15 protein-coding genes are annotated in these 11,252 nt (G+C 41.5%); all 15 read left to right on the plus strand.

The features are described 5' to 3' along the window. Positions 1-379: 379 nt before the first annotated feature. Entirely contained in the window at positions 380-2,221 is a 1,842-nt protein-coding gene (locus tag IIB50_02345) for an alanine--tRNA ligase (protein MCH7529935.1), read from the plus strand. 52 nt (positions 2,222-2,273) lie between these two features. Beyond that, on the plus strand, positions 2,274-3,479 hold the full coding sequence (locus IIB50_02350) for a hypothetical protein (protein ID MCH7529936.1): 1,206 nt from the start codon (positions 2,274-2,276) through the stop codon (positions 3,477-3,479). Positions 3,480-3,554: 75 nt separating this feature from the next. Next, entirely contained in the window at positions 3,555-4,970 is a 1,416-nt protein-coding gene (locus IIB50_02355) for a hypothetical protein (protein ID MCH7529937.1), read from the plus strand. Between the two features lie 86 nt (positions 4,971-5,056). Beyond that, positions 5,057-5,275, plus strand: coding sequence for a translation initiation factor IF-1 (gene infA, locus IIB50_02360; protein MCH7529938.1), 219 nt, complete (start codon positions 5,057-5,059; stop codon positions 5,273-5,275). Between the two features lie 202 nt (positions 5,276-5,477). After that, positions 5,478-5,594 carry a 50S ribosomal protein L36 gene (rpmJ, locus tag IIB50_02365; GenBank protein MCH7529939.1) on the plus strand — a complete coding sequence of 39 codons (117 nt, stop codon included), beginning with the start codon at positions 5,478-5,480 and terminating at the stop codon, positions 5,592-5,594. 145 nt (positions 5,595-5,739) lie between these two features. Further along, on the plus strand, positions 5,740-6,120 hold the full coding sequence (gene rpsM, locus IIB50_02370; GenBank protein ID MCH7529940.1) for a 30S ribosomal protein S13: 381 nt from the start codon (positions 5,740-5,742) through the stop codon (positions 6,118-6,120). Further along, positions 6,120-6,554: a 30S ribosomal protein S11 gene (gene rpsK / locus IIB50_02375; GenBank protein MCH7529941.1), complete on the plus strand. Its 435-nt coding sequence runs from the start codon at positions 6,120-6,122 to the stop codon at positions 6,552-6,554. Before rpsM ends, rpsK begins: the two co-directional genes overlap by 1 nt. 2 nt (positions 6,555-6,556) lie before the next feature. Next, the gene (gene rpsD / locus IIB50_02380; protein MCH7529942.1) at positions 6,557-7,171 is read left to right on the plus strand and encodes a 30S ribosomal protein S4; all 615 of its coding nucleotides are present in this window, start codon (positions 6,557-6,559) and stop codon (positions 7,169-7,171) included. A gap of 32 nt (positions 7,172-7,203) precedes the next feature. Then, positions 7,204-8,169, plus strand: a complete 966-nt coding sequence (locus IIB50_02385) for a DNA-directed RNA polymerase subunit alpha (GenBank protein MCH7529943.1) — start codon at positions 7,204-7,206, stop codon at positions 8,167-8,169. Positions 8,170-8,250: 81 nt separating this feature from the next. Next, positions 8,251-8,604 (plus strand): 50S ribosomal protein L17, encoded by a 354-nt coding sequence (gene rplQ, locus IIB50_02390; protein MCH7529944.1) that lies wholly within the window; start codon positions 8,251-8,253, stop codon positions 8,602-8,604. 1 nt (position 8,605) lies between these two features. Beyond that, positions 8,606-8,953, plus strand: coding sequence for a 50S ribosomal protein L13 (rplM, locus tag IIB50_02395; GenBank protein ID MCH7529945.1), 348 nt, complete (start codon positions 8,606-8,608; stop codon positions 8,951-8,953). Between the two features lies 1 nt (position 8,954). Continuing rightward, positions 8,955-9,365 carry a 30S ribosomal protein S9 gene (gene rpsI, locus IIB50_02400; protein ID MCH7529946.1) on the plus strand — a complete coding sequence of 137 codons (411 nt, stop codon included), beginning with the start codon at positions 8,955-8,957 and terminating at the stop codon, positions 9,363-9,365. A gap of 93 nt (positions 9,366-9,458) precedes the next feature. Next, positions 9,459-9,734 (plus strand): hypothetical protein, encoded by a 276-nt coding sequence (locus tag IIB50_02405; GenBank protein MCH7529947.1) that lies wholly within the window; start codon positions 9,459-9,461, stop codon positions 9,732-9,734. A 142-nt stretch (positions 9,735-9,876) separates the two neighbouring features. Next, entirely contained in the window at positions 9,877-10,440 is a 564-nt protein-coding gene (locus IIB50_02410) for a nucleotide exchange factor GrpE (GenBank protein MCH7529948.1), read from the plus strand. Positions 10,441-10,461: 21 nt separating this feature from the next. Further along, on the plus strand, positions 10,462-11,252 hold a 791-nt coding region (locus tag IIB50_02415; protein ID MCH7529949.1), incomplete at its 3' end, for an Hsp70 family protein.

Genomic DNA, 11,252 nt, shown 5'->3' on the forward strand with positions numbered 1-11,252 from the left:
ACTACGGCTCCGCCCACCCAAGACGTAACGGCGTGCATAGGGTCCGTGACCGTTTCGGCGGGGATGATGCGCTAAACAAAGCGTGCCGTAAGGCACAGCCCGACAATAGCCCGGCGATTCATCGCCGGGATCCGATGCGTCCTGTCATGCCAGTCCCGTAGGGACGGATGATGACCGTGGTGCGGCTCAGTCGTCCCTACGGGACTCGCGCCATTGGCTCTCACTCTGATCCCCAGGACCATGTCCTGGGCTACGTTCAAACCGTGCCTACGGCACGACATGAGGCCGCCGATACTATCACGGACCCGCTTGCACGTCGGCGTCGGCCCTCGTCTCGATTCCTGCAAACTCCTGGTATACACTACCCAGCGGTGACTCCATGACTTCAACACAGATTCGACAACAATTTCTCGACTTCTTCGCGGGCAAGGGCCACGTGTTCGTGCCCTCCTCCCCGGTCGTTCCGCATGACGATCCGACGATCATGTTCGCCAACGCCGGCATGAATCAGTTCAAGCCGATCTTCCTGGGAATCGAGTCGCCGACCGACAAGCGGGTGGCCAACACGCAGAAGTGCATTCGGGCCGGCGGGAAGCACAACGACCTCGACGACGTCGGCAAAGACACCTATCACCACACTTTTTTTGAGATGCTCGGCAACTGGTCTCTCGGTGACTATTGGAAAGAAGATCAGCTGAAATGGTTTTTTGAATTTCTCACTAAAGAACTTGGTATCTCCAAAGACCGTCTTTGGGTAACTTGCTTTGAGGGTGATAAAAAGTTCAACCTCCAACAGGACAATGAATCATCAAAAATCTGGAAGGAATTAGGAATTCCAGAAGAGAGGATTTATTTCTATGGTTCAGAAAAGAACTGGTGGAGTCGCTCCGGGGTTCCTGAAAAAATGCCTGCAGGGGAACCTGGAGGGCCTGACTCTGAAATTTTTTATGATTTTGGGGAAGCATTACATGATATTGAAGGACAAGAGTGTCATCCAAATTGTGATTGTGGGCGATTTATGGAAATCGGCAATTGTGTTTTTATGCAATACATAAAAAAAGAAGATGGTAGTTTTGAAGAGCTGGCACAAAAGAACGTTGATTTTGGTGGGGGACTTGAACGATTGACTGCAGCAGCAAACGATAATCAAGATGTGTTTACCGTGGATGTACTATATACGATTATAAAAAGAGCGGAGGAGCTATCTGGAAAATCATATAATCACGAGCTGCATCAAAAATCATTTAGAATTTTGGTAGACCATGTTCGCGGAGCCGTAATTATGATAGGAGATGGAGTAATTCCATCTAACACAGATAGAGGATACATATTGCGTCGTCTACTTCGTCGCGCAGTCCGATATGCAGATAACTTAGGACTCGGTGAGAACCATTTAGAAACAATAGCTGAGACTGCAATTCTGGGATATAAAGACATTTTTTCTGAATTACAAGAGCGTGTTGAATCAATAAAAAGTGAAATCAGGCAAGAGGAGGAGCGATTTAGAAAAACACTGCAAAGTGGATTAAGGCAGTTTGAAAAATTAGGCAAGAGTATATCAGGCAAAGAAGCATTTGTGTTATTTTCAACATACGGTTTTCCGTTTGAAATGACAGCTGAACTTGCGCGTGAAAAAGGTATTGCCATAGAAAAAGAAAGTTTCAGAGAAGAAATGAAAAAACACCAAGAGCTTTCCCGTGTAGGTGCGGAGCAGAAGTTCAAAGGAGGACTTGCTGATTTGGGTGAAGAGACCACAATGCTTCACACAGCAACACATCTTCTACTTGCAGGACTGCGCAAATATTTAGGTGATGGTGTACATCAGGCCGGTTCAAATATCACCAAAGAGCGCACTCGGTTTGATTTTACCCATACCGGAAAAGTTGAAAGAGATATACTTGATAAAGTAGAGGCGTACGTAAACGAGGTAATTGCACATAAGTGTGATGTGATTACGGAGGAAATACCAAAAGAAAAAGCTCAAAATTCCGGAGTGGAAGGTAGTTTTTGGGAACGGTACCCTAATACTGTCACAGTCTACAAAGTGGTGTGTGATGACCTGCCTGACGGCAAGGCAGGCGGAACAGTGTATTCGCGTGAGCTCTGTGGAGGACCGCATGTAAAAAATACCGGTGACATCAAAGGGCAGTTCAAAATTACAAAAGAGGAGGCGGTGTCAGCAGGGGTAAGAAGAGTAAAAGCTGTATTAAATAAAGTCTGAATAAACATTTTGCAATTGCAGTAGGGACAACGCTCTATTATAATATACATACATGAATCTCTTTCGCGACAAACATAAGAGCACGGCTCCCGTTATTATTTTTGACATTAGAAGTGGAAGTATCGGAGCCGCATTGATCACATTCAAAACAGGCGGTGTGCCGACCGTTCTACACTCAATTCGCACACCGATCTCTTTTCAAAAAGAAATTCGCCCTGACTTATTCCTAAAACGTATGCTTGGCACACTTGAAGGTGTTGCACTTGAGCTTGAACAAAAGGGTATCGCGAAATTGGACCGGGGACTATTTGGACCAAAAAAAATAGGACAAATACTCTGTGTCTTTTCTTCACCATGGTATACGTCGCAAACCAAAATATTGACTATTGAACGTAAAAAAAGTTTTACCGTGTCTACTGATTTTATAGGAAAAATGCTCTCTAAAGCTAAAAAGCATTTTGAAAAATCAGTAGAAGAGAATGAAGCTACAAAACATATCCGAAATCCGCAGGTTATCGAAAGCAATGTTATCTATACAACACTCAATGGCTACAAAACAAGTAATCCCTATGGCAGGAAAGCCAACAGTGTGGAAATAGCTGTATTTTTCAGTTTGATTTCTGGTGATGTGTCTAAAATGGTGACCGAAGTATTTGAAAAAGTCTTTAATACCCGAGAAATTTCATTTCATTCGTTTGCACTTACTTCATTTTCTGTCATTCGGGATATTTTCCATGCAGAAGAAAATTTTCTTATTATGGACATAAGTGGTGAGATAACCGACATATCACTCATTCGAGAAGGGGTCTTGCTTGAAACCGTATCGTTTCCTATCGGGAAATTTTCCATGTTGAGAAGAATTGCATATGCTCTTAAAACCATTCCCGAAGAGGCGCATTCGCTCGTTCGTCTGCATTTCGAAAGCAAGAGAAAGGGAACTCCGGCAGTTGAAAAAGAGCTAGAGGCAGCAGAAAAAGAGTGGCAGTCAATGCTCGGGCAAGCTCTCACTGACCTCTCAGAGGGGATATTATTACCTAAAACTGTTTTTTTGACTGTGGATTCAGATCTCGGAGAGTGGTTTAGGTGTATTATTTCAGGATATGCGCTAGGTCAAGAGAGCTTCACCGCTGGGCCATTTTCAGTTGTGACGCTTAATGGGACCAAATTTCATAAATATTATGATGTGCGAAAAGGAGTGGAGAGCGATTCATTTTTAGGATTGGAAACACTCTTTTTTCACAAGGTACTCGTTAAATAATCGTGGTGAATAGCGCTTTATTGCAGAATAATATTGTGTGTTATACTGTACTCATTGTTTTAATATGTATGCACTATGAATAGAAACGAATTTCAAGACATTATACCCCCAAATAAAAAAACTATACGGAATATACAGAATGCTCATACAACACACATGCCCAATACGCATCCGTCCTTTGGGGGAGGCGAGCAGACACCCGAAAATCCAACTACTCCCGCAAAACCCATTACACCAATACCTAATCCTCAAAACCCACCGAATCCGGTTGATCCTACACCCCCTGCACAGCCAACTCAGCCAACTAAACCACCGTCGTCGATTCAACCTCCACCACCACCAACAAGGGACCCCCGTTCGTCAAAGTGCGCACTCTTTAGTGTAGGTGCAGTGGTGCTTGTTGTTTTTGCCCTATCATTTTCTCTACTCATAGCGGATTCGCGGGTCAGTGTTATACCAAAACAAACAAAGACGCTTGTTGATGCTCGTTTTGAAGCAGTTCGTAACGCTATTGCAGGGGAATTGACATACGAAGTAATGAATATTGAAATTGTTGCATCTCGAACGGTACCCGCGACAGGGCAAGAGGAAGTTTCCTTAAAATCGTCTGGTACTATCGTTATATATAACAATTACAACTCAAGCAATCAGCGGTTGGTAAAAAACACCCGTTTTGAAACTCCGGAAGGGTTAATTTACCGCATTAATAAGTCTGTTGTGGTTCCTGGTCAGAAAAAAGTGAACGGGAAGACCGTTCCAGGTCAGGTTGAGGCAATAGTATATGCTGATGATCCAGGATCAGCGTACAACATTGGTTTAACAGACTTTACTATTCCAGGATTTGCCGGAGATCCACGATTTGATGATTTTTATGCGCGATCAAAGGAGGCCATGGAAGGAGGATTCGTTGGTATGCAGCCAACAGTGGAGGATGGTATGCTCGAAGTAGTACGGGCAGAAATCAGAGAGTCTTTACAAAAAGAGCTTCTCAATGAAGCGCTCTCACAAAAGCCAGAAAGATTTTATCTATTTGAAGATGCAATGTTTATTACTTATGAATCTCTTCCATACGGAGAAATCAGTGATGGAGCAGAGGTTAAAGAAAAGGGAATTTTGCACGGAGTACTGTTTGATAAAGAACTATTTTCCGGATTTGTAGCGGAAAACACCTTAGCGGGTTTTGACGATGAAATAGTAGAAATAGCAGATATTACCAGTCTGACATTTATAATTGAAGATAAACAAGATGTACTTCCTCTGCAAGATGAAGAATTTTTCTTTACCTTAAGGGGTAATGTGGATATTGTGTGGCAGTTTGATGAAGAAAAGCTTAAGAGCGATTTGTCAGGACGCTCAAAGGATGCTCTCGCAACAATTCTTTCTGGGTATCCAGGCATAGAACAGGCAGAGGTCACATTGAGACCGTTCTGGAAACGTGCTTTTCCTGATAATCCAGAAAAAATACGGGTAGAATTAGTTTTGTCTAAATAATAACTCTCCAGTAATGTTTGAAGCTAAAAACTTGACCACAGGGCTAAAAATCTGGTAGTATACGGAAACTCCCTGGCTTAGTTGTAATGGAAAATCAAAAAGAAATACAAGGAGAAGCCACTGGCACAATCGACGAGGCACTACCGAATACTTTATTTCGCGTAACACTCGAAGGAGGTGAGCAGATATTAGCGTACCTTTCAGGCAAGATGCGAATGTATCGTATAAAAGTACTTGTGGGAGATACGGTAAAAATAACTCTTGATCCATACGGCGGGAGAGGAAGGATAATTAAACGGCTGTAGCATTACGTTTAAAAGTAATGTCGCCACACTATGCTTCACATGTGGCTTTTTGTGTGTGTTGTATTATGGTTTTTATAATATGAATCCCGATAGTGACCGCGGTCGCTCGGGAGGAATAATATAAAAAAGTCAAACAGTCCAATATATATTTATAAGAAAATAATTAAACAGGATTGCATGACCGCGATCTGTCACTATCGGGATGAAAGTAAAAGCTTCCATAAAAAAAATTTGCACAAAATGCAAAATAGTAAAAAGAAAGGGGAAGCTCTATGTTGTTTGCACTACAAACGCAAGACATAAGCAACGGCAAGGATAACAATTTTGCCTACGATTGGGAGTTTGGTTTTCCGAACTTCCAATCGTGGGTGCAAAATGTTACCCTGTTAGATAAATTTTATTTAACAGGGTAATAAAATTCTAAAACTCATGTTTGTTTGCACTCATATTCATTAAGAATTTTTATCATGCGTATTTCGGGAATTACCATACCAGATAATAAACGATTAGAAATAGGACTTACCGCAGTCTATGGCATTGGGCGCTCTCTCTCAGGTGAGATACTTAAAAATGCCAAAGTAAATGTCGGGAAAAAACCAAAAGATCTCTCAGCAAAAGAGGAAGGTGAAATCCGAAAACTTGTTGAGGAACGAAAAATAGAAGGTAACCTACGCAGAGAAGTATCTGGTAACATAAAGAGACTGAAAGACATTCGTTCATATAGAGGCTCACGACATACAAAGAAGCTACCAACACGGGGACAGAGGACCAAAACAAATGCCAGAACACTCAAAGGATCGAAAAAGACTATGGGTTCTGGAAAACGAAAAGTAGATAAAAAATAATGGGAAAGAAGAGAATTATAAAAAAATCGGGTGGTGAAGCTGACAGCGGACTTAAATCCAGGTCGTTGGCACGTCTTCCTAAAAAGAAGATGGAGACAGGTACTTTATATATCAAAGCGACGTACAACAACACACGAGTTATGTTGGCTGATAAGAAAGGCGATTCAATAATATGGTCAACAAGTGGTTCTCTCGGTTTTAAAGGAGCCAAGAAGGGGACACCGTTTGCGGCAGCAAAAGTAGGTGAGTTAGTGGGTGAAAAAGCAGTATTGATGGGAGTTAAAGATGTTGATGTGGTCATTAAAGGAGTGGGAGGAGGCAGAGAGGCGTCATTGCGCGCATTTTCTTCAAAAGGTATTCAAGTTACTTCCATAAAAGATGCAACTCCTGTACCTCATAATGGGCCAAAAGCTAAAAAGCCACGTAGAGTATAAATATGAAAACGGGACCAAAATATAAAATTTGCAAGCGATTAGGAAATAGTGTGTTTGAAAAATGCCAAACACAAAAATTTATGCTTTCAGAAGCACGAACTCTCAAGTCCTCCAGGAGACGAAGGCGAAAAACTCTTTCTGATTATGGTAGACAGCTGATTGAAAAGCAGAAGCTGCGCTACACATACGGCATATCTGAGAGACAGCTTGCAAACTATGTTAAAGAGGCAGTGTCTAAAAAGGGAGTCAGCCCGATGGAAAAGTTATTTGAAAATCTTGAGCTCCGTCTTGATAATGTTGTGTATCAGCTCGGTCTTGCCCACACAAGAGGACTGTCTCGCCAGATGACTTCCCACGGGCATATCCTCATCAATGGAAGAAAAATGACTATTCCATCACACCGGCTTTCAAAAGACGATACAATTGGGATCAGAGAAGGAAGCAAGAACAAAGTGCTATTTACCACCATCGATGAACGATTGGCTGAACACAAAGCTCCTGCATGGCTCTCTTTTGATAATAAGAAAATGACAGGGGTGGTTGTAGAAAAACCAGCTTATGAAAAATCCTTTGTAGCGTTTGATATGGGAGCAGTTCTTGAATATTACAGTAGATAATTATCAATTTATTAACTAAGTATCAATATCGTATGTCTGAATATAACGTAACACTGCCTTCAAAACCGCGAATTGTTTTAGAAGAAGAATTCACCGGTTCGTATGAAATTGACGGGCTATACCCAGGGTATGGTCATACAATTGGGAACTCACTACGGCGAATCATCCTTTCGTCTCTTCCTGGTGCCGCTATCACCTCAATCAAAATTGATGGCATATCTCATGAGTTTTCAACCATAAGTGGGATAAAAGAAGATGTCGTCACCATACTGCTTAATCTTAAAAAGGTTCGCCTACAAGTACTCTCGGACGAGCCACAAACACTCTCAATTTCAGTGAAGGGAGCAAAGAAAATAACGGCGGCTGACATTGAGGCTCCCGGGCAAGTGAAAATTTTAAACCCCGAGCAACACATAGCAGAGATCACGGACAAAAATGTGTCATTCACGGCTGAGCTCTCTGCTGAGCGCGGACTTGGATATGTATCAAAAGAGGCACTCCAAAAAGAAAAAGTTGATGTTGGAGTCATTGCGCTGGACGCTATTTTTACCCCTATAAGACGTGTCAACTATGAAGTTGAGAATATGCGTATTGGAGACCGAACTGATTTTAATCGCCTCAAGGTGTTCATAGAAACAGATGGTACTATTACCCCCAAAGAGGCACTTGAAAAATCAATTGAAACGATGATTATGCAGCTTAGAGCAATTGTCGGATTCAAAGAAGAGGAAATTGAAGCACCAGACGTAACAGGAGAGGATTCCGAAGATGATGCTCAGAAAGGAGATGATCTGGACACAGAGTTTCTCAAGACACGCATTGAATCACTTGATTTGTCTGTACGAACTGTCAACGCGCTTACAAATGCAAACATACGGACTGTTGGAGGTCTCGCACGAAAGAAAGAAGATGATGTTCTCGTAATAGATGGGCTCGGACAAAAGGGGCTTCAGGAGATTAAGCGGGCACTTTCTAATTTTGGAATCACTCTAAAATAGTAAGTAGTTAGTCGTAAGTAGTCGGTAGAGCGTACAAAAACCTGCAAACTACACACTACCAACTAATAACTAATAAAAAACATGCAGCATCGCAAGACAGGGAGAAAATTAGGAAGAGTGCGAAAACAGAGGGTAGCACTTCTGCGCTCTTTGGCTCGTTCTCTCATCATTCACGAAAAGATAAAAACCACAGAAGCAAAAGCAAAAGAACTTCGTCCGTTTATAGAAAAGCTGGTGACGAAAGGTAAAATCGGCTCACTTGATTCGAGGCGGTTGGTTATTTCGCGCCTTGGAGGGGAAAAGGATGCGACTGGTAAATTATTCTCAACAATTGCTCCGAGGTATAAGGATAGAAAAGGGGGATATACACGCATCACCAAAATCCATTCAAGAATGGCAGATGCTCGCAAAGAGGCGATAATAGAATTTGTTTAACATGACCACACACAAAATAGATGCAAAAGAAAAGAGAATCGGCAGAATCGCAAGTGAGGCGGCGCAGTTTCTCATGGGTAAAAACACGGTCACATATGTGCGCAACCAAATTCCGGAGATTACAGTGAGCATTGAAAATGCTTCAAAAATGCAGATAGACGCCGGGAAACGAGAGAAAAATAAGTATATACACTATACTGGCTATCCAAGCGGCCTGCGAACCAAAACAATGGATCAGGTTATATTAAAAAAGGGATACAGCGAACTGCTCAGAAAAGCGGTGTATGGCATGCTTCCGAGCAATAAATTACGACCGAGAATGATGAAAAATTTAAATATTACTGAATAATATGGTGGCAGAAAAAACAGACACAAAATATCTAAAGGCAGTTGGCAGGAGAAAAACCGCTGCTGCGCAAGTGCGGTTGTATAAAAGCACCAAAAATTCAATTGAGGTGAACCACAAAAAGATGGAAGAGTACTTTCCATTGAGAGAGCTTCAATACACAGTCAACAGTGCAATCAAAGAATCCGGATTGTCTCAAAAATTTAAAATCACAGCCCTACTTCGTGGTGGCGGTATTGTCGCCCAAGCCGACGCACTTCGTCACGGCATTGCACGAACACTGGTTCAATACGACGCAGAACTGAGGAAAGCACTCAAAACAGCAGGTTTTCTCAAGCGTGACCCACGAGTCAAAGAACGAAAAAAATTCGGCCTACGAAAAGCAAGGCGAGCTCCACAGTGGAAAAAACGGTAATTTTATCAAAAAGAGTTTTGAAGCGTCAAAATTTGACATCATGTGTGTCAAAGGTTATAGTATTTTGGTGAAAAAGCCAAAGAGGGCTCAAAAATGACACCAGAAAAGATACGAAAAGCAATCGAGATATATCGTTTTCAGTTTGAAGAAGCAGGTGTAAACAAAATCGATTATCCGCACGAAGAAATAGTTCATTCATTGAGCAATGTTCTCGGCCACTGTTACAGTATGCTCGATCATACGCTAGGGTTTATTGAGGAAGGAAGAACGGAGGAAGTTCTCAGATGGCTTTGTTTCATAGAAGGTTGTCTCTGGGCTTCAAAGATCTATCCACTCGAAGACCTAAAAATCATAGACGTTCGTAGTTAAAAATGTAAAACCGCATGGTTCGCCCAGCGGTTTCTTTTTTTATACAAATCCCAATTTTTTATTTCTTACGATATATCGTATGAAATCGTATTTAAGCTGATAAAAAGTTGACATTAAGAGTGCCAAAGGTTATAGTATTTTGGTGAAAAAGCCAAAGAAAGCGAAAATAGAGAAAGATTTCGAAGAAATAGAGGAAATAGTTGAAGATTCTGACAACGCAGGCGATATTGTAAAGAAACTACGGACACGACTTAAAGAATGCCAGAAAGAGAAGCAAAAATACCTCGATGGTTGGCAAAGAGCACAGGCAGATTCCATCAACGCCAGAAAAAAAGAAGAAACTACCCGCGGAGAAATCAACAAACTGGCTAAAGAAGATATACTGAGTGAAATATTACCGGTTTTGGACAGTTTTGAAATGGCATTTGGAGACAAAGTTGCGTGGGAGAAAGTTGATGCCAACTGGAGAAAAGGAGTTGAACATATACATTCACAACTTCTCTTTATACTGGAAGATAACAACCTTACGCAAACCAACCCTGTTGGAGAAGTCTTTAATCCTGAATTGCATGATTGTGTTGAAACGATAGAAACGGATGATAAAAAGCAAGACGGAAAGATTATTGAAGTATTACAAAAAGGATACACATTTTATAATAAAATTATACGACCAGCAAAAGTTAAAGTCGGAAAACTAACAAGCTAAAAACTAAGAAGCTAAAACAATATGGGAAAAATAATTGGAATAGATTTGGGAACCACAAACTCTGCAGTTGCAGTTATGGAGGGAGGAGAGCCTGTTATTATTGAAAATAGTGAAGGTAATCGCACAACCCCTTCAATCGTTGCCATTTCTAAGACAAAAGAGCGTTTGGTGGGGCAACTTGCAAAACGACAGGCGGTTACCAATCCAAACGATACAGTATTTGGTATCAAGCGATTTATTGGTCATCGTTTTGAGGATTCGGAAGTTCAGAAAGACAAGAAAACAGTTCCTTTTGCAGTATCAAAATCAGATAGTGATGGAGTTTTGGTAAAAATGGGGGACAAAGAGTATCGACCAGAAGAAATTTCAACAATGATTCTCCAAAAACTGAAAACTGACGCGGAAGCAAAACTTGGCGAAAAAATAACTGAAGCTGTTATCACGGTACCGGCGTATTTTGACGATTCGCAGAGAAAAGCAACAAAAGACGCAGGGAAAATTGCTGGACTTGATGTAAAACGAATTATCAACGAACCAACTGCTGCCGCTCTCGCATATGGTTTTAACAAGAAAAAGGATGAGCAGATTATCGTTTACGACTTTGGTGGTGGAACCTTTGATATTTCAGTACTTGAAGTCGGTGATGATGTGATTGAAGTGAAGTCCACAAAAGGTGACAGTCACATGGGAGGACGGGATATTGATCAGAAAATAATCAAATGGATAGCAGATGAGTTCAAAAAAGAAAGCGGTATTGACGTAACAAAAGATTCTCTTGCACTTCAACGCCTTGATGAAGCAGCAGAAAAAGC

It is taken from the genome of Patescibacteria group bacterium, from assembly GCA_022560785.1.
In the GTDB taxonomy this organism is placed as follows: Bacteria; Patescibacteriota; Minisyncoccia; order Phycocordibacterales; family JADFSL01; genus JADFSL01.

What these genes read in the sequence shown, in the direction of transcription:
- IIB50_02345 (MCH7529935.1), top strand. Translation starts at nt 380, where the DNA reads ATGACTTCAACACAGATTCGACAACAATTTCTCGACTTCTTCGCGGGC.
- IIB50_02350 (MCH7529936.1), top strand. Translation starts at nt 2,274, where the DNA reads ATGAATCTCTTTCGCGACAAACATAAGAGCACGGCTCCCGTTATTATT.
- IIB50_02355 (MCH7529937.1), top strand. Translation starts at nt 3,555, where the DNA reads ATGAATAGAAACGAATTTCAAGACATTATACCCCCAAATAAAAAAACT.
- infA (MCH7529938.1), top strand. Translation starts at nt 5,057, where the DNA reads ATGGAAAATCAAAAAGAAATACAAGGAGAAGCCACTGGCACAATCGAC.
- rpmJ (MCH7529939.1), top strand. Translation starts at nt 5,478, where the DNA reads ATGAAAGTAAAAGCTTCCATAAAAAAAATTTGCACAAAATGCAAAATA.
- rpsK (MCH7529941.1), top strand. Translation starts at nt 6,120, where the DNA reads ATGGGAAAGAAGAGAATTATAAAAAAATCGGGTGGTGAAGCTGACAGC.
- rpsD (MCH7529942.1), top strand. Translation starts at nt 6,557, where the DNA reads ATGAAAACGGGACCAAAATATAAAATTTGCAAGCGATTAGGAAATAGT.
- IIB50_02385 (MCH7529943.1), top strand. Translation starts at nt 7,204, where the DNA reads ATGTCTGAATATAACGTAACACTGCCTTCAAAACCGCGAATTGTTTTA.
- rplQ (MCH7529944.1), top strand. Translation starts at nt 8,251, where the DNA reads ATGCAGCATCGCAAGACAGGGAGAAAATTAGGAAGAGTGCGAAAACAG.
- rplM (MCH7529945.1), top strand. Translation starts at nt 8,606, where the DNA reads ATGACCACACACAAAATAGATGCAAAAGAAAAGAGAATCGGCAGAATC.
- rpsI (MCH7529946.1), top strand. Translation starts at nt 8,955, where the DNA reads ATGGTGGCAGAAAAAACAGACACAAAATATCTAAAGGCAGTTGGCAGG.
- IIB50_02405 (MCH7529947.1), top strand. Translation starts at nt 9,459, where the DNA reads ATGACACCAGAAAAGATACGAAAAGCAATCGAGATATATCGTTTTCAG.